The 20,141-nt window shown below is 64.2% G+C and carries 20 protein-coding genes; 10 read left to right on the top strand and 10 right to left on the bottom strand.

What is annotated here, in order from left to right; translation table 11 throughout:
• The first annotated feature begins 88 nt into the window (after positions 1-88).
• The gene (locus QOH60_RS24580) at positions 89-595 is read left to right on the top strand and encodes a DUF309 domain-containing protein (RefSeq protein WP_526424494.1); all 507 of its coding nucleotides are present in this window, start codon (positions 89-91) and stop codon (positions 593-595) included.
• Here QOH60_RS24580 and QOH60_RS24575 read toward each other — a convergent pair.
• Genes QOH60_RS24575 through QOH60_RS24565 form a run of 3 tightly spaced genes read right to left on the bottom strand, consistent with a single transcriptional unit; the run spans position 567 to position 4,080 of the window.
• Positions 567-1,307 (bottom strand): hypothetical protein, encoded by a 741-nt coding sequence (locus QOH60_RS24575; RefSeq protein ID WP_526424493.1) that lies wholly within the window; start codon positions 1,305-1,307, stop codon positions 567-569. The two genes, QOH60_RS24580 and QOH60_RS24575, sit on opposite strands and share 29 nt — an antisense overlap.
• The gene (locus QOH60_RS24570; protein WP_526424492.1) at positions 1,304-2,500 is read right to left on the bottom strand and encodes a zinc ribbon domain-containing protein; all 1,197 of its coding nucleotides are present in this window, start codon (positions 2,498-2,500) and stop codon (positions 1,304-1,306) included. The genes QOH60_RS24575 and QOH60_RS24570 overlap by 4 nt, the downstream gene beginning before the upstream one ends.
• On the bottom strand, positions 2,497-4,080 hold the full coding sequence (locus QOH60_RS24565; RefSeq protein ID WP_526424491.1) for a S53 family peptidase: 1,584 nt from the start codon (positions 4,078-4,080) through the stop codon (positions 2,497-2,499). The genes QOH60_RS24570 and QOH60_RS24565 overlap by 4 nt, the downstream gene beginning before the upstream one ends.
• 214 nt (positions 4,081-4,294) lie before the next feature.
• Between QOH60_RS24565 and QOH60_RS24560 the strand changes: the two genes are divergently transcribed.
• Positions 4,295-4,636 carry a carboxymuconolactone decarboxylase family protein gene (locus tag QOH60_RS24560; RefSeq protein ID WP_526424490.1) on the top strand — a complete coding sequence of 114 codons (342 nt, stop codon included), beginning with the start codon at positions 4,295-4,297 and terminating at the stop codon, positions 4,634-4,636.
• Positions 4,637-4,680: 44 nt separating this feature from the next.
• Here the strand turns inward: QOH60_RS24560 and QOH60_RS24555 are convergent, their stop codons facing one another.
• Positions 4,681-4,977, bottom strand: a complete 297-nt coding sequence (locus QOH60_RS24555) for a hypothetical protein (RefSeq protein ID WP_526424489.1) — start codon at positions 4,975-4,977, stop codon at positions 4,681-4,683.
• A gap of 173 nt (positions 4,978-5,150) precedes the next feature.
• Here QOH60_RS24555 and QOH60_RS24550 point away from each other — a divergent pair, with 173 nt between their 5' ends.
• The 4 genes from QOH60_RS24550 to QOH60_RS24535 all read left to right on the top strand — a co-directional run bounded on the left by QOH60_RS24550 (position 5,151) and on the right by QOH60_RS24535 (position 8,359).
• A complete protein-coding gene (locus QOH60_RS24550; protein WP_526424488.1) occupies positions 5,151-5,762 on the top strand; it encodes a TetR/AcrR family transcriptional regulator in 612 nt (203 codons plus the stop codon).
• 144 nt (positions 5,763-5,906) lie between these two features.
• A complete protein-coding gene (locus QOH60_RS24545; protein ID WP_526424487.1) occupies positions 5,907-6,770 on the top strand; it encodes a hypothetical protein in 864 nt (287 codons plus the stop codon).
• Between the two features lie 145 nt (positions 6,771-6,915).
• Positions 6,916-7,593 carry a TetR family transcriptional regulator gene (locus QOH60_RS24540; protein WP_526424486.1) on the top strand — a complete coding sequence of 226 codons (678 nt, stop codon included), beginning with the start codon at positions 6,916-6,918 and terminating at the stop codon, positions 7,591-7,593.
• Positions 7,594-7,699: 106 nt separating this feature from the next.
• Positions 7,700-8,359 (top strand): ScbR family autoregulator-binding transcription factor, encoded by a 660-nt coding sequence (locus QOH60_RS24535; protein WP_526424485.1) that lies wholly within the window; start codon positions 7,700-7,702, stop codon positions 8,357-8,359.
• Positions 8,360-8,391: 32 nt separating this feature from the next.
• On the opposite strand, the gene QOH60_RS24530 is transcribed toward QOH60_RS24535, so the two are convergent.
• Positions 8,392-8,793, bottom strand: a complete 402-nt coding sequence (locus QOH60_RS24530) for a PAS domain S-box protein (RefSeq protein ID WP_526424484.1) — start codon at positions 8,791-8,793, stop codon at positions 8,392-8,394.
• A 92-nt stretch (positions 8,794-8,885) separates the two neighbouring features.
• Entirely contained in the window at positions 8,886-9,608 is a 723-nt protein-coding gene (locus QOH60_RS24525) for a hypothetical protein (protein WP_526424483.1), read from the bottom strand.
• 341 nt (positions 9,609-9,949) lie between these two features.
• Between QOH60_RS24525 and QOH60_RS24520 the strand changes: the two genes are divergently transcribed.
• The 3 genes from QOH60_RS24520 to QOH60_RS24510 all read left to right on the top strand — a co-directional run bounded on the left by QOH60_RS24520 (position 9,950) and on the right by QOH60_RS24510 (position 14,736).
• Positions 9,950-10,660, top strand: a complete 711-nt coding sequence (locus tag QOH60_RS24520) for a Clp protease N-terminal domain-containing protein (RefSeq protein WP_526424482.1) — start codon at positions 9,950-9,952, stop codon at positions 10,658-10,660.
• Positions 10,661-10,746: 86 nt separating this feature from the next.
• Complete coding sequence (locus tag QOH60_RS24515) at positions 10,747-12,879, top strand: Rv1355c family protein (protein WP_526424481.1); 2,133 nt, start codon at positions 10,747-10,749, stop codon at positions 12,877-12,879.
• A gap of 72 nt (positions 12,880-12,951) precedes the next feature.
• Positions 12,952-14,736 carry a putative bifunctional diguanylate cyclase/phosphodiesterase gene (locus QOH60_RS24510; protein WP_526424501.1) on the top strand — a complete coding sequence of 595 codons (1,785 nt, stop codon included), beginning with the start codon at positions 12,952-12,954 and terminating at the stop codon, positions 14,734-14,736.
• 10 nt (positions 14,737-14,746) lie between these two features.
• Here QOH60_RS24510 and QOH60_RS24505 read toward each other — a convergent pair whose 3' ends face one another.
• The 3 genes from QOH60_RS24505 to QOH60_RS24495 all read right to left on the bottom strand — a co-directional run bounded on the left by QOH60_RS24505 (position 14,747) and on the right by QOH60_RS24495 (position 17,409).
• The gene (locus tag QOH60_RS24505) at positions 14,747-15,145 is read right to left on the bottom strand and encodes a PAS domain S-box protein (RefSeq protein WP_526424480.1); all 399 of its coding nucleotides are present in this window, start codon (positions 15,143-15,145) and stop codon (positions 14,747-14,749) included.
• A 22-nt stretch (positions 15,146-15,167) separates the two neighbouring features.
• Positions 15,168-15,908, bottom strand: a complete 741-nt coding sequence (locus tag QOH60_RS24500; protein WP_526424479.1) for a hypothetical protein — start codon at positions 15,906-15,908, stop codon at positions 15,168-15,170.
• Positions 15,909-17,004: 1,096 nt separating this feature from the next.
• Positions 17,005-17,409 carry a transcriptional regulator gene (locus QOH60_RS24495; protein ID WP_526424478.1) on the bottom strand — a complete coding sequence of 135 codons (405 nt, stop codon included), beginning with the start codon at positions 17,407-17,409 and terminating at the stop codon, positions 17,005-17,007.
• 189 nt (positions 17,410-17,598) lie between these two features.
• Between QOH60_RS24495 and QOH60_RS24490 the strand changes: the two genes are divergently transcribed.
• The gene (locus QOH60_RS24490; protein WP_526424477.1) at positions 17,599-19,011 is read left to right on the top strand and encodes a glutamate-1-semialdehyde 2,1-aminomutase; all 1,413 of its coding nucleotides are present in this window, start codon (positions 17,599-17,601) and stop codon (positions 19,009-19,011) included.
• On the opposite strand, the gene QOH60_RS24485 is transcribed toward QOH60_RS24490, so the two are convergent.
• A complete protein-coding gene (locus QOH60_RS24485; protein WP_526424476.1) occupies positions 19,008-20,117 on the bottom strand; it encodes a glycosyltransferase in 1,110 nt (369 codons plus the stop codon). The genes QOH60_RS24490 and QOH60_RS24485 overlap by 4 nt on opposite strands.
• Positions 20,118-20,141 lie beyond the last annotated feature (24 nt).

Raw genomic sequence — 20,141 nt, 5'->3', positions numbered from 1 at the left:
CGCTGCGTCGTTGCCGGTCTCCGGATGTAGTGATCCACAATTCCCCTAGCTCCGGCCGAGCACAAGGATCAGAGATGAAGAGCAGATAATGTCAGACGTGCCGCCGCAGCGCGACCGTGACGAGTCCGGCAACGCCCGTAACGCGCGGCCGCGCGACGAGCTGGGCAGGCCCCTCCCGCACGGCAGCGACGGGGTGCCCCGCATCCCCGACGACCTCGACCTGCCGCCCGCCGAATCCCTGAGCTACGCACAGGATCTGATCGACCGTGGGCTGGCGTTCAACGCCCACGAGGTGCTCGAGGCGGCGTGGAAGAACGGCCCACCGCAGGAGCGCACGCTGTGGCAGGGCCTCGCACAGCTCGCCGTCGGTATCACCCACGTCCAGCGCGGCAATGTGGCAGGCGGGATCGCAGTGCTGCAGCGCGCAGCCGGCAAGCTGGCGGACAACCGGGCGGCGCCGCACCGGATCGACGCCGAGGGTCTGGTGCGCTACGCCGAAATCCTGATCGACGATCTGCGTTCGGGCGTCACGCCGGCGCGGAGTCGGATGCAGCCGCGGCTGATGCTCATCGAGCCGGATCGCCGCGCCAGGTAAAGCTGTTGACGTATTTCGACATGTCCAGCGCCAGTTCGAGATTCGCCCCTGACGGCTGACCGAGGCCGAAGTCGGGAGTGAACTCGTGGTATGGGCCGATACCCGCCGCGACCAACGCGAGGTCGTTCTTGACGGCGACCAACACCACGATCCGCAATCGGGTGTACTTCCCGGCGGGGTCGTGCGGATAGACGTCGTCGACTTCCCCATACCCAAGGTGGTAACCGACCATCGCATTGGGGATTTCGTAGTCCTTGACGGCGTCGGGGTAGTCCTCGTTCAGCAGTGACTTAAGGACGTCTCGGGGCGAGCGGCCCCCGGCGGGTTTACTGAACAACTGCAGGGTGCCGCCATCGCCGCCGGTGTAATCCGCGGTGACCCCGTTGGGCTGCTTCGTCACTCGATATGCCGTGCCCTCACCGGGGTAAGCCACCGTGAACTCGCCGTTTTCGGGAGTGAAGCGCGGGAGGCGTTCCACCGGCTTCCCGAAGGGCGGCTGCCCACAATCCGGTGGGCACACATAGCGCGGGGGGTTCGGAGTGAACATGGTGAACACCAGCACCAGCGCCGCGATCAGAAGCCCGGCCCCGGCAGCCAGCCGGAGGAACAGCCTTCGGTGTGAGGTCCTGCGAAGGGGTGGCGCCGTGTACGACTCGCCGGGTAGCGCGTACCCGCGGCGGACTTCATGATCCGCTGATGCGGTTGCGGTCACGAGGTCTCCGGCGGCGGCTCGACCCGCACCGGCCGGGTCTCGCGGCGCGCGCTGCGCGACACTCGAGACGACGCGCGGGTGGCCACGCCGCAGGCCGGGCAGAACGCCATGTCGGGAACCACGGTCCCGCAGTGCTCGCAGAGCAGCGGCTCGCCGGGGGTGATCGGGTCGTGTTCTTCGCGCAGCAAGGCGATGTGCAGCACCACCCGCAGCCAAAGCACCATCAACACCGCGACGATCAGGTATGCCGCGAACTCCCAGCTCTGGGTCGCCGGCGACGCGTCGACCACACCGAGCACGGCGTACGCGACCAGAACCACAGCCAAAGATGTCAGCGGACTCGCGAGTTTCTCTCCGCCGTGCTTGTGGGCGGGGTCGGGTTTGAACCAGAGCGCCGCACCGACCGCGCCGCCGGTGGCCGCGGCGATCAGCGACATGAGCAGACCGCGGATGGCCGCCTCGGTCATCAAGACCGACACCGGCAGGTCGCTTGCGGTCAGCCCGGTTTCGAACTGAGGCGCCAACCGGGTCAGAGTCGCAGCGGCGACGAAGCTCAGCGCCGCCACCGTGCCGATCAGAAAGCCGTCCAAGGTCTCTTGCGTGCCCACCCGAAGCAGGCGTGCCGCGACGGTCGGCAGGAGCAGCAGGACGGCCCCGGCCACGGGGATGACCAGTCCTTCCCACAGCGGTTGCTTGAACTCCATGCCGGCACCGAACGCGACATCGTAGCTGTCAGCGATGATTCCGCCGGTGAACCAGGCCCATCCGATGCCGAGTCCCACCGAAACTATCGCGACGATGACGAGATCACGCCGCGGGAGGACCTGGTAAGCGTCCGACTCCTGCAGGTAGAGATGAAACAGCAGTGGCAATCCGAGCGCGCTCACAGCGATCAGCGGGGCCTGCCATTTCAGAATGGCGAACACAATGAGAGCGACCACCAGCACGACGACACCTAGCCGGAACGGCCTTCGGGAGTGCTTGCCAAGGTGCGGGAACAGCGAACTGGCCACCGACGGCACCAGCACGTGTTCGCCGGGTCCCGCCGCGAAAGTGCGCAGGCGCAACCACGGTCGTCCGTCCCCGCGCCGCGGCGACAGGTGGGTTCCGCAGTAACCGCAGAACTTTCCAGCCGGCACGTCCATCTCGCAGACGCTGCACGACGTGGTCGGGACTTCTTCAGGCGCGCTCATTGCGAATTCTGCTGTATTTCAAGGATATTCCGCGCCAGATTTTCCGTGTGCGGCGAGCCCAGCCCCGTGATGACGTCGTAGCCGGGGGTAACCGTGTCCACCGCATTCGCACCGAGCCGCACATCGCGAAACGCCGGGCGAGGCGACCCCGACGCGATCTGGTACATCAGCGGGTTCAGCCCACCGATTGCATGGCCACCCGAGGCGATCAGGAACTGGTTCATCACGGCGGTCAGCGCGGCCCAAATCGGCGCGGACTGCGAAGTTCCCCCGCCCACCAGCACCTGCTGCTTGAACACGATGCGCGCTCCGGTGAGGGGGTCGGCGGCCGCCGCGACGTCGGGCGAGAGGCGGTGCGACTTGTCGGGATCGCGCACCGCCGAGAGGCTGTGCTGCCATGGGGGACGCGGGAACAATGCCGACACCCCGCCACTGCTGCCCGTGGAGAGCGGTGAATTGAACCAGGCCTGTTCGGCAAGCCACACTCCGACCTCGTCCAGCGACAACGCCGTGCCGCCCACCGCGGTCATCTCGGGCACGGAGGAGACGGCGTCGAGTCCGATGTCGGACGGGCCGGGTGGCGCCGACCAATCGTCGCCACCCTTGCATTGCAGCCCGGCGTTGTCTCCGCTCGCCGCGAAAGCTGTCGTGCCATGCGACTCCGCCTTCGTCAGTGCAGACCGGATCGGCGCCAGATCCGCAGCGGTCAGGAGCTTGTCGCACGCCCAGCCGACCGACAAGCTCCAGACGGCGCCCGGAAATTGCCGATCGGCGTCTTCGAACATGCGGGCGATCTTCTCGAAATTGCCGTCGCCCTGAAGCGTGGGAACGGCGTTGACCACGACGAGGCGGGCATCAGGCGCGATCGCATGGGCGACTTCGAGGTCCATGGTGGTCTCGCCAGTCGGCACGTCTGGTTGCCCGCCGACCAGAATCGGCCTGAAGAGTGGCAATCCCGACAAGTCGGCGAAGGAGTCGAGGTCGTCCTGGTCGAAACCGTCGAACTCGAAGAAGACGATCGTGGTTCCTTTGCCCGTGAACCCTGCTGCGGCAAGTCCATTGGCGTTATATGCGGACAACAGTTCGGCCGGGGTCAAGCCTGATCGGCGAGGTTCGGTCCGAGGGAACCGGGGGAGCTCCAGATGATGCGGGGTGTATCCGAGAATCCGGCCGAGTTCGCTGATTTCCCTGCGCAACCCAGACGGAATCGACGGCTGCTCGGACGACGCATAGAAGACCTGGCCGCGACGACCGCGGTAGTCATGCACCGGCACCCCGAACGAATCGGCGACGTCTGCCGGCGCACCCTCGAGGATTGCCCAATCGTCTCCAGGGCGCCAGCGCACCAAGAGTCCATTGTTCTGCGCCCAATCGATCAGCGCGTCCGGCCGGTGCGCGTCGTGCAATGCGGCGGTGATTTGCACCCGATTCGACTGCGCGGGACCGAGATCGGCCGAACTCGCGAGTAGATAGGCGTACGGGCCGTCGATCACGTGCGATTGGTCGCCCTGCCGTGACCGCAGATCCGAGGCGGCCACCAGCAGCACAAAGACCGTGAGCAGTGCCGAGATCCGGAACATGTGCTCACGCGGGGGGACAGTACGACGCAAAATCTCCGGTTCCCTACCAATCCCGATCAAACGCAAATAGCCATTCCCGATCAGACGTGAACAGCCTCATCGACGCTACAAGAAAATGCGCATTCCGGCAGCTACGACGACGTGGGGCGAAGGGTTTGCTACTCGTCACCCCGGCCGCCCGTGACCGTAGCCGCGTCACCCTAGGGTGAACCCCATGACGAAATATCCATCCTCGCCACGCGAGGCAGCGCGCCGTTTCACCCCCGAACTCACGGCGCTCGTCAACAACCCGCTGTATTCGGATGTCTGGACCGACGAGCGCCTCAGTCCCAGAGATCGCAGCATCGCGACCCTGGCCGCGCTGATCGTCCTCTACCGTCCAGAGGAGCTGCCCGCGCACCTGCGTCGTGGCGTCGACAACGGCCTCACGCTCGACGAGATCTCAGCCCTCATCACGCATGTCGCGTTCTACGGCGGATTCCCCGCCGCGATCTCCGCGTCAATGCTGGCCGCCGACGTCCTTATTGGTCCTGAGAGCAATGAAGGGACGCCCTGACGGACGTCCCTTCATTCCACGGTGTCTGATTATGTGACGCCCAACTATCGGACGTCGACGTACACGGTGGTGTAGAGAACCTTGTCGTACGAATCGCCGCCGGATCCGGTGACCCGCTGGGTGATCTCTCGTCCCGGCCGCACCGAGACGACCTTCGCCTGATCCAGCGGAGCGTCGCTCAGCTTGTTCAGGATCACCTTGTAGCCATTGGCCTGAAGCTCGTTGATCGTGTCCTGCGCTGACCCCGAACCCGTGGGTGCGGCGTCGGCAGGTGTGGCTAACCCGATGGTGACCGCCGCCAGACCTGCCGCGGCCGTCGCCACAATTGAAAACTCCTTCACTTTCTTCCTTCTCCCTCTTACGTCTTGCCGATCCGCTCCAATAACCATGCGACGGAGAAGGATTAGTTCCTGTTGGCAGGATCTTGGTCAAGCTTGGCTGTTTCGAACCAGCTGAAATGCGCGGGCCCGAGAGGGCCACCAGTTTGCCCGCCGGTGATACCTTCCTATTGGAAATGGACGAGACACCCCGCGAGAAGCTGATCGATGTTGGCTTGGGTCTCTTTGTGCAGCAAGGATTTTCGGTGACCACGCTGGCTCAGATCTGTGAGGCGGCCAGGGTCGCGCCACACGTGACGGCCGGCTTGCTAGAGATGACGTCCGACATCATTGTTGTTTGGGTGCACGCAGCGATTCTCGACGATGTTGCCAACGCCCTGCCCGAACTGACGCAGGACGACAACCTCGTCGAGGCTTTGTTGGTGGCAAGCATCAACGTGATCGACGGCATCATCGGCGGCTCGGGAGTCGTGACCCGCGACCGGTTGGCGGCGCTGGCACACGTGCTCAATGCCGAGCCGGAGCTGCAAGCGCTTTCGTCGGCCTATCGCAAGCAAACGCTGGCGCCCGTGTTGGCTCGAAAGCTCGGAGTCACAGCGGATCCGCGCCGGGTGCGGCGGGTCGTGACTACCTGGTCGGCGGTCGTCGCCGGCGCTCACAACCCGCATCCCGGACTACGCCTGAGGGTCGATCCATCACGCGATTGCCGGGTGCCCGAACTGATGAGTCGCTGTCTGAGCGAGAGCTATCGGCGCATCACTGGCCAGCTGCCACCGCCCCTCGTCTAGCGAACCGCGAGCTGCCACGGGTTAAAGGGGCCAGCTCTGCGCCTGATCGCGTATCAGGTGATTAGCAGGGTTCTAATAATTGTGTGCCCGAAAATAGCTTGTTACCATACTTTCGGTATTCACTACTTTGTGAGGACCTTGGGGATGTCACTGGTCATTGCGACCGCGCCGCCGGTCGAAACGAGCTGCTCAGGCGCCGCGCCGACGCCGCTCGCCGGTTTTTCGGACCTTTTCGACCCCTCGGGCCACGATGTGGCGGCGGATATAGAGACGTCGGGCGTTGCCTGCTTGCGCGGCGTCGTCGCCGACCACTGGCTCAGCGAGGCGCGCAATGCCATCGCAACTCAATTCCCTATGCGTGGTGCCCACGAGTTGCTGGTCGCGCGGGTCGCCAACGGCCGTGGCCACACGTTCGCAGATCGCCTCATCGGAGACATGCGCCTGCGGACGCTGCTGGAATCGGTGGTAGCCGCGGCGGGCATGTCGCAACGGGCTGATGCCGGCCTGCAGGCAGATCTGCGACTCGTGAACGGCCCCGGCCCGGCCAACAAGCCGCCCGGCTTTCACTACGACGGGTCGGTGCTCACAATGGTCGTTCCGATTGTGATCCCCGACGCTGAACCTGGGCGGCGCGGCGAGCTGGTCCTGTGCCCGAACCGCAGACCCTACCGGCGTTCAGTCATCACCAATGTGCTGGAGAAGTTCGCCGCGCAAAATGACCTGAGCCGCAGGCGATTCCTGAGTAGAGCCCCGGGGAACCACCGCGTTGAGATGGTCGACCTCGAACCCGGCAACGCATACTTTTTCTGGGGATATCGCTCCTACCACGCGACCATGCCGTGCCCTGAAAACGCATCGCGGGCGACGCTGATCGTCCACTTCGCAAACTTTCATCGCGACAGCGCGCTGCTCATGGGTGCGATGGCGCTGGGAAGGAAGGTCCGGGAGTTCAGTCGAACGCTGAGCACGCCCCCGGGTAGTTACCAGGTCCTGGCCGGCACGCCCTGAGGGTTTGAAATCATCCGGCAAACCAGCCACACCGCGCGCGTTCTACCTCGCCACGCGACTGCGCGTGGGACAATCGGCGACACCAGACACCTATTCCCCCCACCAGCAGTCATACCAACGCACGCGTAAGGATTCGGGGCCCGCCGTGACAGAACCCAGCGAGAGAAGAGCCGACGTAACGCGCCAGCATATTCTCGCTGCCGCGGCGCATCAGTTCGCCCACCGCCCGTACAGCCAGGTCAGCCTTGACGATATTCTCGCCGAAGCGCGAGTTACCAAGGGCGCGATGTACTTTCATTTCCGGTCCAAGCATGCGTTGGCGACCGCGATCATCGACGAGCAGGGCGAGCTCGCCAAGCGCGCGGCGAACGAGGTGTTCGGGCGGAGGCTGTCGGGTTTCGAGACAGTGGTCGACCTGTGGTATCTGATTGCGGTCCAGGACGTCAGTGACGTGATGGCACGAGCCGGGATGAACCTGCTTGAAGAGATCGGGCGGGCCGGCGTGATGAAGGCCAAGCTGCTGAATCAATGGCTGGACGGCTTCGCGCTGATCCTGCGACAGGCAGTCGACGAGGGCGACGTGATTGACCAAGTCAGCCCCGATGCCGCATCACGGCTTCTGGTATCGCTGTACATGGGTTTACGGCAGACGAGCGAGTTGGGTGACCCGCACAGGTTCTTCGGAGACCTCGAACAGGCCCTGTTGCTGCTGTTGCCGAGCCTGGTGTCGAGTGAGCAGATCGGCTACATGACTCAGTTCATCAAGCGACGTACGAACCTGGCGTCCAGCACTCCGCCGCTTCCTCCATTCGATTCCGCTTGAGTCAACACGTCTGCGAGCAGAGCCGCGCAGAGGTGCGCCGCTGTTAGTCTGGTGAAGCCGGCGAGCCCGTCCCGGTCACACCAGATGCCTTGGAGGTACGCAGCCGTTGGCGCGTCAGGCAAGATCTGAGGCCACCCGGAGGAAGATCATCGATGCCGCGGTGGATCTCTTCAACGAGCGCGGTTACGCGGCGAGCGGGCTCGGCGAAATCATCGATCGCGTCGAGAAGACCAAGGGCGCGCTGTACTACCACTTCGACTCCAAGGAGTCGCTGGCCTGCGCGATCATCGACGAGAGCGCAGCGTCCGTCTTCGCCGCGTTCGACTCCGTCTCCGCTTCGCCTGCGCCCGCCCTGGAAAGCATGATCCATGGGGTGTTCGTCGTTGCCGATCTCCTTCGCACCGACAAGCGCGCGCGCACCGGGGTCCAGTTGGCCCGCACGATGGGCGATTTCGCCGACGCGGCGTCACGGGCGTACCGCAGCTGGCTCACCGCGATGAGCACGAAGGCGGTTCTGGCGCAACAACAAACAGATCTGCGCGAGGACGTTGATCCCGACGCGATCTCTGAATTGGTGATCTCATCGTTACTCGGCGCCGAGATGATCTCGACGCCGCTGTCGGGGGGCACCGATCTGACCGAACGGTTGACCCGGCTGTGGCAGGTGCTGTTGCCGGCTATCGCCTCCGAGGCATCGCTACCGTACTTCCGCGAGTACCTCGCGCGCGAGTCGATGCGGCATCGTCAACCAGCATTGACCATCTAGTTACGATTCGAAGGCGTTGAGCTACAACCGAATCAGAGTTCTTCGGTCCAGAGTTGCTCGGTCAGGTCGTGGAACGCCGCAAGCGCCACGGGATCGTCGCCGCGCAGCAGCGCCGACTTGCTCATCCGGGCGCGGACAATGGATCCGTCCTTGTGAGCCAGCTCGACCACCAGGTTGGCGTGCGCACGTACAGCTCTGACCGCCGAGTTATCGGCGGGCATCGCATGGAAGATGTCGCTAAACCGAAGTTCCGCCAGGCTGCCGTTGACGTAGCCAAGCATGTCGGCGCAGGCCTTGTTCGCGAACACAATCGCACCGTCTTCTGCCACCGCCATCGTGGCAACGGGCAGGCGTTCGAGCACCACCAATGCCGGTAGGGTCCGCAGCATCTCGATCGGGTCCTGCGCATTATGCTCAGTGCGCCGGCGTTCCATGCGCTGATTATCTCCGACTTCGCCCGCTGGCTGCTCACTTGACGCCATCTCACAGCCCCCTGGTATCTGTGTTTCGGCCATGCGCCGGCTGCCTACCGAAGAGCCAACGCGCGATCGGTGCGCGGCAAGTCGGCGCTCTCGGTGATGATCTTGGCGGCCTGTCCCGGTTGGGCGTACCGGATGAAATCGCACCGGTCCCACCAGATCATCTTGGTTTGATAGCGATGATCTGGATAGGCGGCGGCGGGAATCGGCGCCACCACGCCGCCCGACGAACGCCAACGGTTGAGCACGTATGCCGCCGCGGTGGCCATGCAGAACTGAACGCCGAGCAGCGCCATCATGGAGAATCCGCTGCGGGCGAGAGCATCGGTGACCGCCTTGCCCCCGCGCGCGTCATCTGCGACCCAGGCCGACTTCATCTCCAGCACGCCGTACGGCACGCGGTCGGCGATCATCTTTGTGACAGCTCGCTCGCCGGGCTGGCCGGCCCATTCGACGACGGCGTGAGAGTCTTCGGGTGCCGTCAGCGGACCGATAGCTCGCACCCCGCCGAGCATGTCGTCGTTCGTGTCCAGAACAGCCATGAACATCGCGGTGTCCGCGCCACTTCGAAGGGCCTCGACGTCGAGGGCACACTCGACGCCATGGCTGCGGTAACTCTCTTCGGCGCCGGCCCCGTATCGCGACCACAAGTCCGGTTCGAGACTTGGTTGTGACACGACGAGCGTGCACTCAGCGTCGGTTTCCCACCAGCGCAGACTCCAATCGAGACTGACGTCGAGGGTGCTGGCCGGAGGCGATAGGACAGTCATCGAACTCCCTTCCCAACGGCGTCAGCGCCGTAACGCTCCGTCCGACCGCATGTTCGCGTCGGTTGCTACGCGGAACCAGAACAGTTCGACGATATCAAATTTTTCACAATCAGTATGTTTCCAGCCCCTGTGGAGAGGAGGAAGTTTGTCAAGGCTCAGTTAACTGGACCGTCAGCTAACACCTAGCAAACCTCGCACTGTTGCCCAGCTCACACCTGAATCGCCCTGAGCTGCAGGAACGAGTTTTCAGACCTTAACTAACATCAATTTTTACGCAACCCTAAATACTTTTAGTCGGTTTTGGGGCTGACAAAAGACTGATTCCCCTTTACACTCAGATCGTGGTCACATCGGTCCTTGAACTCGTCGCAACGGCGGTTATCGCGGTCGCCGTCGGCATCTGCATTGGTAAACGTTGGCCGGGGCGGCGTCGCACCGAGGAATCAGTCGATCGACAGCCCGCTCGCTGTCGCGACGAGTCGTCTGCCGGCAGCCCGGCAGGAGACCAGGACACCGAACTGGATAGCTGCTGCCAAGAGGAGTTGCCCAACTACCGCCAACAGGTGGTACCGCTGGTCCGGCCGGAGCGTTGGCGATTCTCCGAGAACTTCACCCCCGCCGGTCGCAGAGTGATCTCGGACGCCCACCTGCAGGCCTATCTGCACCACAGCGACCATGTAGGCACCGAGCACCTGCTCATCGCCGTCATCGACGACTGCCCGGAACTTGTGACCGAGGTGCTCTGCGAGAGCCACGTCACTGGGGCGGATGTCCGTCAGCACGTCGAGGCAGTGATCGGGCCGGCCATGACCCCGCGAGCCGCCCACCTGCCCTATTCGCCGCACGTGAAACGTGCGCTCACTGTCTGCGTCCGTGAGGCGCAGCGTGAGGGAGACCAACTGATAGACGTCCGGCACATCCTGCGGGGACTGCTCTGCGAGGACGGTTCGGCTGCCGCCAGGTTCCTCACCGACCTCGGTGTCGACCCCGGGCGGGTCGCACCTCGCCGTCCCGCCTGGTCTGAGTTCCGAAGGGAACGTAATGTGAGCTAGCGGTGACCCAGGGTACGACGGGTATACCGACACGGGTTCTGCGTTACACCCCCACCCACGACCCTTACTCCTCACCGAAGCCAGCCGTGACGAACGCAATACCTTCCGCGCACCGCAGTGCGCGTGTGTTGGACCCCGCCGACGCTGACGACAGCGCCGCGTTGGAGAGACTTCGGTCCGACCCCGGGATCGAAGTCATCGACGCGCTCGCGGCGCAGCAGGCTTGTCTGGCGCGTCTGACGCCGTCGCCGGCGGCGGAACTGCTGCAAGAATCGCCGCGATGGGTGCACTACCCGTGGCGCCGCAGCATCGTGGCCGTTCTCGGGCCTCGCGCCTTTCGGCACACGCGGCTGGACCGCAATCGTCACCTGATCACGGCCGAAGAACAGGATCGCCTTGCCGGACTGTGCGTCGGGGTCGTCGGGTTGAGTGTCGGGCACACCGTGGCGTATGCCCTTGCCGCGGAAGGCTTGTGCGGAAAGCTGCGGCTCGCGGATTTCGATGATCTCGAGCTGACGAATCTGAACAGGGTGCCGGCGGCGGTCTCCGATCTCGGGATCAACAAAGCGGTGGTGGCGGCGCGCAGGATCGCCGAGATCGACCCTTACCTGCCCGTGGAGGTGACGACGCAGGCTCTGTCGAGAGATACCGTCGAGGGGTTCCTCGACGGCCTCGACCTGGTTGTCGAGGAATGCGATTCGCTGGACGTAAAGGTTCTGCTGCGGGAATCCGCTCGCAAGCAACGGATTCCCGTTCTGATGGCTACCAGCGATCGCGGGATCCTGGACGTGGAGCGTTACGACCTGGAGCCGAACCGGCCCGTGCTGCACGGCTTGCTCGGCAACGTGGACGCTCACATGCTGTCCGGCCTGACTAGCGCCGAGAAGATTCCCCACGTCCTGCGGGTCGTCGACGCCGAGCGGCTGACCGCGCGCGGGGCGGCATCGCTGGTCGAGATCGGGCAGACCGTGGCGACGTGGCCGCAGCTCGCGGGCAATGTCGCCGTCGGCGGCGCGGCCGTAGCAGAAGCCGTCCGGCGGTTCGGGCTCGGCGAGCCGCTTCCGTCGGGGAGAGTGAGTATCGACGTCGCCGCGGCGCTCGATGGGCTCGCGGAGCCGGACGTGGCCGACGATCCCCCCGCGACGTGTTCTGCCGAGCCGGATCCGGCACGAGAGTTCGAGACCGCTGCCGAAGCGATAGCGGCCGCCGCGGTACGGGCGCCCTCTGGCGGCAATGCGCAGCCGTGGCGGGTGGTCGCCGGACCGGATTCGGTCAGCATTGCGCTGCAGGCGGGCCGTGGGTCCGCGATGGACGTGGCTTTTCGCGGTAGCGCCGTCGCGGTCGGCGCGGCTGCCTTCAACGCGCGCGTGGCCGCTGCTGCCCACGATGTGCTCGGCGACGTCAAAGTGATTGCGAATGAGGGAGGTTCGCCGCTGAAGGTGGTCCTCTCGCTCGACGGCCACAAAGGCGATGGCCAACTCGCAGACTTGTATCAGGCAATGCTGGAGCGGGAGACGAACCGCCACCACGGCACCGCGCGATCAATCGACGCCGAGACGATCGCCGCGCTGCAATCCGCAGCTGTGGGCGAGGGCGCCGTACTCCGGTTGCTCACCGAAGCCGACGACGTGTGTGCGGCTGCGGAGATCCTGGCTGAGGCGGACCGAATCCGGTACCTGACGCCCCAGCTGCATGCCGATATGGCGGCAGAGATGGTCTGGAGTGACGACGCCGATACCGGCATCGACGTGCGCAGCCTGGAATTGAGTAATGGCGAACTGGCGATGCTCGACATCGTCCGCCGACCAGAAGTGATGGCTCAACTCGTCGCCCTTGGCGGCGGCGTGGCACTGGGCGCCCCCACCTATTCGCGCGTGCAGGCCAGCTCAGCGCTTGGTGTGGTGGGCGTGCGAGGCGGTTCCCTGGCGGACTATGCCCGCGGCGGATCCGCAGCAGAAGCGGTGTGGGTCACCGCACACCGACGGGGATTGGCAGTTCAGCCGATTTCGCCCGTCTTCTTGTACGCTCAGCGGCAAATCGAACTTGCTGAGCTCTCTCCCTCCCACGCCACCGTCCTGGAAAGGCTGTACACCGATTTCCGGAAATTGTTCGGTACCCCCGGCGACGAGACATTGGTGCTGGTGATCAGACTGTTCACCGGTCCGCAGGCGTCGGTGCGCAGCCGCCGCCGCGGCGATACTGTTCACAAATCAACGTAATGACCACACAGCCCGGAGTTTGAGCTGACAATCAGTCTCGACCTGCTCGTTACGTCGGTGGCCACCCAGCTGATGGCGGCGACCGCTGAAAACGCGGTCGTCGTGAGCCAGCAGGTGCTCGCGAGCCTGGTCGAGTACTTCGACGTCGACGTCAGCTTTCTGCGCCACAACGACCATGACAGACGTGCGTCGGTGCTGGTGACTGAGTGGCCGCCGCGCCCGGACGTGCCGGACCCCGACCCCTTGTCGGTCGTGTATTTCGCCGACGCCGATCCCGTCTTCGCGCAGTCAGAACACGGCAAGAAACCGATGGTCTTTCGGCCCGAGCCCGCTACCGAGGAGTATCAGCGCCGCATCGAGGACGGCAGACAGATTCCCACCACGTCGATGTCGGCGGCGCCGTTGATTTCCGGTGACATGACCACAGGCGTTCTCGGTTTCGTCAAATTCGGGGACCGCGAGTGGACCGGTGCCGAACTCAATGCCCTCGAGGCGATCGCCACCTTGTTCGCTCAATTGCGCGGCCGTATCGACGCCGAACAACGACTGCGCCATCTCGCCGAACACGACGATCTCACCGGCGTGTACAACCGCCGGGCGCTGGTGGCGCACCTGACCGCGCGGCTTCAGCCTGGCCGGCCCGGGCCGGTTGCGCTGCTGTTCGTCGATCTGGACCGGCTGAAAGTCATCAACGACTACCTCGGGCACACCGCTGGAGACTGGTTCATCCGGGTGTTCGCCGACCGATTGTGCGACGACGCGGGCGATTCGATGTTCATCGCCCGGTTCGGCGGGGACGAATTCGTTGTGGTCCCGACCGCGACGATGACCGTCACGGGTGCGGAGCGACTGGCGCGCCGCCTGCAGGACAGGCTCCGCCAGCATGTCGATGTGGGCGGCGAAACCCTCGCGCGCACGGTCAGCATCGGCGTCGCGCTCGGAACTCCGGGGCGCGACAGCGCGTCAGATCTGCTCAGCCACGCCGACCAGGCCGTGATTTCGGCCAAAAACACGGGCGGCAATACGGTGGCGATGTTCACCGACGAGATCTCGCTGCACAGCGAGTTCCGAAACGATATCGAGCTACACCTGCAGGGCGTGATCGAAAGCGACGCATTGACGCTGCACTATCTGCCCGAAGTGGACATGCGCACGGGACGGATCCTCGCGATGGAGGCCCTGGTGCGCTGGCAGCATCCGACGTGGGGGATGTTGTCACCGGATGCGTTCATCAGCGTTGCGGAATCCATCAATCTCGCAGGGGAATTGGGTCGATGGGTGATACGGAACGCCTGCGCTCAATTCGCCGTCTGGCGGGCTCGCGGCCTGGGCGAGGACACACTGCTGCGGTTGAACGTCTCGCCGGTGCAGCTTGTCGCCGACGGCTTCGTCGAAGCCGTCGCCGCCACGATTGACGAGTTCGGTCTCGATGGTGAATCCATATGTCTCGAGATCACCGAAAGCGTTATGGTGCAAGATATCGAGACCACGCGGATCACCCTGACCGGGCTGAAGGAGGCGGGCGTTCAGATCGCCATCGACGACTTCGGCACGGGATACAGTGTGCTCTCGCACCTGAAGTCGCTGCCCGTCGACGCACTCAAGATCGACAAGGGCTTCGTGCGTGACTTGGGCACCAATGCCGGCGATCTGGCGATCATCCGGGCAATCATCGCGCTGGCCGAAGCGTTCAACCTCGAGGTGATCGCCGAGGGTGTCGAAACCGAAGCCGCGGCGAAGACCCTGCTCGACCACGGGTGTTGGCGGGCGCAAGGCTTCCTGCTGTCCCGCCCGCTACCCAGTGACGAGATGGAAACACTGCTGACCCACGGCCGGATAGCCCTCGCGCTGGCATAGCCGGCGCCGCCTACTCGCCTTCGTTCCAGAAATCCTCGGTGAGGTCGTGAAACGCGGCGAGCGCGACCACGTCATCGTTGCGCTGAAGCGCGGACTTACTCATCCGTGCCCGGACGGTCGAACCGTCCTTGTGAGCGAGTTCGACGACGAGGTCGGCGCTCTCACGCACGGCGACGATAGGCGACTCATCGAGGGGGGTGGATTGAAAGACTTCCAGAAAGCGAAGCGATGCAAGCTCGTCCTGGTCGTACCCAAGCATTTTAGCGCACGCCGAGTTCGCAAACGCGATCGCGCCGTCCTCGGTGATCGCCATCGTGGCGACGGGAAGGCGCTCGAGCACGACCAGTGCTGGCATCTGGCGCAATGTCTCCAGCGGAGACAGTGCTTGTTGTCGGCGCCGACGTTCCATGGGGCGATTATGCCCACCAGACTCATTGCACGGCGTGTCGGGGTCTGTCCAGCAACAATCCAGCGTGGGCGAGGATGGCCCGTGTCTCGACCCGGATTTTCGCGGCCTGTCCAGGCTCGGCGTGCCGGGCGAAGGTCTGCCGGTCCCACCACATCATCTTGGTCTGGTAACGCTCGTCGGGATACGGGGTGGCCGGGATCGGTGCGACGTTGCCGCCGGATGACCGCCATCGATTGAGCACATAGGCTGCCGCTGTTGCCATGCAGAACTGAATGTCGAGCAGCGCCATCATATGAAAACCGCTGCGTGCAAGGGCGTTGGTCAGCAGCGGCCCGCGCTCTTTGTCGTCGGTAACCCATGCGGACTTCATTTCGAGGATGCCGAACGGCAGGCGGTCGGTGATCATCTTGCGCACCGCTGCCTGGCCGGGTTGACCGTCCCACTCCACTACCGCGTGCGACTCGTCGGCCGAGCGTAGCGGACCCTTGGCGCGCACTCCCGCGACCATCGCGCCCGATCGGTCCCGGGCACTGAAGAACATCGCTGTGTCGGCGCCCGTCTCCATGGCATCTACGTCGATAGCGCACTCGACGCCGTGGCGACGATAACTTTTCACCGCGCCGCGGCCGTATTCCGACCACAAGTCGGGATCAAGGTGCGGTAGGGAGACCATGAGCACGCATTGGCTGTCCTCGTCGAACCATTCCACCTTTTTATGGAGGTATGGCCGGGGGCTGGTATTGACGTCGAACAAATCGCTCATTTGCCCTCCGTGGCCCATACTCATGGTTTTCTATTGACGCGCGTGTTGATTAATTGACGGAAAACTGACACCGCCAAATACCAATGCACTCGTTTTACGCCAGTGTAAGCAAAATACAATGAATGCCGAACCGGTGAAATGCCCCGCATTTTCCGCACAACCGCCCGGAATCTTTGCTAAGCAAATGCAGACGGGCGATAGCCACGAACTCCAATATCAAGATCGATTATCCGGGCGCCGCATAATGGGCGGTTGCAGGCTTCGCAAGTAAGCCATCGTCCCAGCTGACATTGCGTTTTGTAGGGGTGTGGTCGTAGTTATCCGCATGTCTCAGAACAAGATTCGGTCACCGAACAACGCTGGCACGACGCTGCGAGCGAACACCGCCGAGTTGCTGATACGCGGCGCTAAACCGGCAAGTATTTTTCGGCCGGATCGCTGGGCCTCACCCGCGCGCAAGTCCGCGAGTAGCTGTAGGAAATCAGGAGAAATTGCTGTCACCGACAATTATTGACGACGTGGCAAACGTTATTCGTGGTACCGCAAATCCATTTATCAATCGCATCAATCCGCCACGGTCGCGCCGTGGCGTCTCGCACGCCCGACTCATCCGCGTTCTCGCACCACTGTTTGCAATGGGTGCGTGTGAATTCTCTCCAGTGATTCGCTGGGTGCACCCACCCCGCTCCCAGTGGCTGCCCGGGCGTGCACAGTCGAAGGGGACAGACACGACGTGTCGGCGCGCAGGACCGCGTGAGCCACGATCGCCCCTGCATGTGCCCGGGGCAGTAGCTCCACGAGCCCCTGTGGCCGCCAGCGAGGTCGACACGGGTGCATGGCGAGCCAGTCCGAATATCCCGTCCAAAGACGAATCAATCGTCAGAGAGTGTGACCAGTCCCGGCGGACGTCGTTCCCGGGTACTCGTCGTTGCCCGCCTAGGTCTTCAGCAGGGCCGCCTGATGGCTCACTCTGACGACAGTTGCTTGCATCAGCAAATTAATCGGCTAAGTCTTCGGCCACCCCGGGGACCGCCTCATCCGGCCGATCCGGGCCGCTAGGATCACCGTCGTGTGCAGTGCGTCCTCGGCTCGACGATCATCCCGCGGTATCGAGCTGCTCCCTGGCACGCAACTCTTCGACCCGGCCCGCGATCTCGTCCACGGCGCGAGGTGACAGTCCGGCAACGCGGACGGCGACCCGGCGAACTCCCTCGTTACGCATCGCGGCGAGGAGATCCAGCTCCTCGTCGACGAGGCGCCGGTAGTAGTCGTCAGAGAAATAGTCGGGATCGACGCGGAAGAAATCGGCAATGCCCTCGACAGCGGTCTTGGAGGGACGGGTCCGCGCCCCCGAACGCAGCTGAGAGACATACGGGGCGGAGATCCGTATCCCCTGGGACCGCAGCGCTGCGACCAGCTCCGCGGAGGTGTGGGGCCCTCGGCCCGGCGGGTAGACGGTCTGGAACAGGCGGTTCAACAGCACCGCGAACGGCTCGGTCACGAGATCACCGAGAGGTCTGTCGTCGTGATGAGGGTCATTTCGATCACCGTGTTTGCTATGTCGGACCGTTTTGTGCACGGCGCTCGTTGCTGAACGGCCTGGGACCGGACGAAACAAAGAGTATCACAACGGCAAGCATTACATACCTTTGATCTAAAAATCGACCACTACATGTAGTATCGGTTTGCTATGACCGCAACCGTCGACAAGAACTGCGCATCGAACGGTCGGCCGGCCACGACCGGGGGTTCAGTGCCGCAGACGCCGTCCCGTTCGTTCGCCGGATCGAACGCGATGCAGGCGCGCCTGCATGAGCTCGTCCCCGGAGGGGCGCACACCTATGCCCGCGGCGATGACCAGTACCCCGTCGACATGGCGCCGGTTCTCGTCAGAGGTGATGGCGCGCGCGTGTGGGACGTCGACGACAACGAGTACATCGAATACGGCATGGGACTGCGTTCGGTGGTGTTGGGTCACGGATATCGTCCCGTCGTCGAGGCGGTGTCCGCCGCCATCGCTGACGGCGTCAACTTCACGCGCCCAACGCAATTGGAGCTTGCGGCCGCCGAGGACTTCCTCAATCTCGTTCCCGGTGCGGAGATGGTCAAGTTCGCCAAGAACGGATCGGACGTGACCACGGCCGCAATTCGGTTGGCGCGCGCCGCAACTGGCCGCGACGCCATCGCTGTGTGCAACCACCCGTTCTTCGCCGTCGACGACTGGTTCATCGTCACTACGGAAATGTCCAGCGGTATCCCGCGAGCTGCTGCGGGACAGAGTCTGCGTTTCGAATACAACCAGTTGAACTCCCTCGAGTCGCTGTTCGCCGACCACCCGGACTCGATCGCGGCGGTGATCATGGAGGCAGCCACCGCGATGGCCGAGCCTGCTCCAGGATTCCTGGAGGGCGTGCGAGCAGTGTGTGACCATCACGGAGCGGTGCTGATCTTCGACGAGATCATCACCGGCTTCCGATGGTCGATGCACGGGGCCCAAACGATGTATGGCGTCACGCCGGATTTGTCGTGCTGGGGCAAGGCGATGGGCAACGGCTTTCCGATATCGGCGCTTGCGGGGCGCCGCGAGCTCATGGAACTTGGCGGCCTGAACACCGACCGCGACCGGGTGTTTTTGCTCTCCACCACCTTCGGCGCGGAAACCGCAGGGCTGGCGGCATTTCGTGCGGTGGCTGGGGCCTACCGGGACGGCGACCCGATCGGCCGGATGGAGGCGTCCGGCACCCGTCTTGCCGCCGGCGTCAACGAGATCGCCCGTGCGATGGGCCTAAAGGATCACTTCCAGGTTCTCGGCCGGCCGTCCTGCCTGGTGTTTGCAACCCGCGACGCGCAAGGTCACCCGTCGCAGGCCTTCCGCACGCTGTTTCTGCAAGAGCTCCTGCAGCGCGGCGTGCTCGGCCAGTCGTTTGTCGTGTCGGCCGCCCACACCGCCGCCGAGATCGAGGAGACAATCGACGGGGTTGGGCAGGCACTTCACGTCTACGCTCGCGCCATCGATGCGGGCTCCACGGACGGGTTTCTGACCGGCGCCCCAGTGGCGCCTGCCCTGAGGCGATCCGCGCACCCGCGCCGGCTCGGCTCCTAGCCCACGACGTCGTCCATCACCTGCTGCATGCGGGCACGGAAATTCGCGTGGGAGAAATTCTCGGCCCACTGCCGAATCTGACTCGGATCAAAGCGCGACGAGTCGAAACCCTTGATGGCTGAATCGAATCCGTCGACGACATCCGGGTCACCGCCGGGTGGCACAAGTACCCCGGTCTTGTCCGGTATGACGGAATCGAGCGCGCCGCCGGAACCGAGAGCGATGACCGGCGTGCCGGTGGCCATCGCCTCGACCGGAACGATGCCGAAATCCTCGATGCCCGGCATCAGCAACGCCCGCGCGCGTCGGTGCAGACTGAGCAGCTCGTCGTGGGAAACCCGGCCGAGGAAGGTCGTGTCGTCCCCGGCCATCTCCTGGCACAGTTTCATCGAACGTCCCGCGCCTGCGACAACCAGCCGCACTCCGGCCTTACGCGCAGCCGCGATCGCGAGGTCTGGACGTTTGTAGGGCACAAGCCGGCCCGCCAGGAGGAAGAAATCCTCTCGCTCGACAGACGAGTCGGGGGTGAAACCCTCGGTGTCCACCGGTGGATGGACGACCACCGCATCGCGCTTCCACCACTGCTCGATGCGGCGCGCCACAGCGGTCGAATTCGCGACGACCTGTGAAATGCGTTGAACCGCAGAAAGTTCGCCTTTGCGCGCCATCCGGGAGAGGCCGACGAGGACGGCTCGACCTGCCATCCCGCCGGCCTCCTGAGTGCGCAGGGATCGGTCCCAGGCCCAGCGCGCCGGGCTGTGCACGTAGGCGATCACGGGAGCGTCGGTGGCGAATACGGCCTGTGTGGCGAAGGCGTGATGGCTCACCACGACGACGTCGAACGCCTGCAGATCCATCCGGCGGAAGGCGCGTGGGAAAAACGGAGTCAGCGGCGCGTAGGACTTTTCCCGGATGAGTCGGTAGGCGGATTCGAGCCACGTGGTCCGAGGAGGGGACGATAAGCCCGCCGGCACCCCAGATGGCCGGGCCAATGTGGCGTAGACGGGGGCCGAAGGCCACTGCAGCGACAACTGCTCGACGACCTGCTCGGAACCCGCGACCTCTGTGAACCGTTCATGCACGATCGCGATTCGCGTATCGGTCATCGCCTCCGCCTCCGCCTTCGACTT

It is taken from the genome of Mycobacterium sp., assembly GCF_032159765.1.
Lineage (GTDB): Bacteria > Actinomycetota > Actinomycetes > Mycobacteriales > Mycobacteriaceae > Mycobacterium.
Note: the sequence above shows the minus strand (reverse complement) of the source record. Positions and strands in the feature narration are given on the sequence as shown.

Bases quoted from the DNA above. Each gene is read 5' to 3' on its own strand.
- QOH60_RS24570 (WP_526424492.1), bottom strand. From the start codon at position 2,500: ATGAGCGCGCCTGAAGAAGTCCCGACCACGTCGTGCAGCGTCTGCGAG.
- QOH60_RS24560 (WP_526424490.1), top strand. From the start codon at position 4,295: ATGACGAAATATCCATCCTCGCCACGCGAGGCAGCGCGCCGTTTCACC.
- QOH60_RS24565 (WP_526424491.1), bottom strand. From the start codon at position 4,080: ATGTTCCGGATCTCGGCACTGCTCACGGTCTTTGTGCTGCTGGTGGCC.
- QOH60_RS24550 (WP_526424488.1), top strand. From the start codon at position 5,151: ATGGACGAGACACCCCGCGAGAAGCTGATCGATGTTGGCTTGGGTCTC.
- QOH60_RS24545 (WP_526424487.1), top strand. From the start codon at position 5,907: ATGTCACTGGTCATTGCGACCGCGCCGCCGGTCGAAACGAGCTGCTCA.
- QOH60_RS24510 (WP_526424501.1), top strand. From the start codon at position 12,952: ATGGCGGCGACCGCTGAAAACGCGGTCGTCGTGAGCCAGCAGGTGCTC.
- QOH60_RS24580 (WP_526424494.1), top strand. From the start codon at position 89: ATGTCAGACGTGCCGCCGCAGCGCGACCGTGACGAGTCCGGCAACGCC.
- QOH60_RS24525 (WP_526424483.1), bottom strand. From the start codon at position 9,608: ATGACTGTCCTATCGCCTCCGGCCAGCACCCTCGACGTCAGTCTCGAT.
- QOH60_RS24505 (WP_526424480.1), bottom strand. From the start codon at position 15,145: ATGGAACGTCGGCGCCGACAACAAGCACTGTCTCCGCTGGAGACATTG.
- QOH60_RS24490 (WP_526424477.1), top strand. From the start codon at position 17,599: ATGACCGCAACCGTCGACAAGAACTGCGCATCGAACGGTCGGCCGGCC.
- QOH60_RS24500 (WP_526424479.1), bottom strand. From the start codon at position 15,908: ATGAGCGATTTGTTCGACGTCAATACCAGCCCCCGGCCATACCTCCAT.
- QOH60_RS24485 (WP_526424476.1), bottom strand. From the start codon at position 20,117: ATGACCGATACGCGAATCGCGATCGTGCATGAACGGTTCACAGAGGTC.
- QOH60_RS24530 (WP_526424484.1), bottom strand. From the start codon at position 8,793: ATGGAACGCCGGCGCACTGAGCATAATGCGCAGGACCCGATCGAGATG.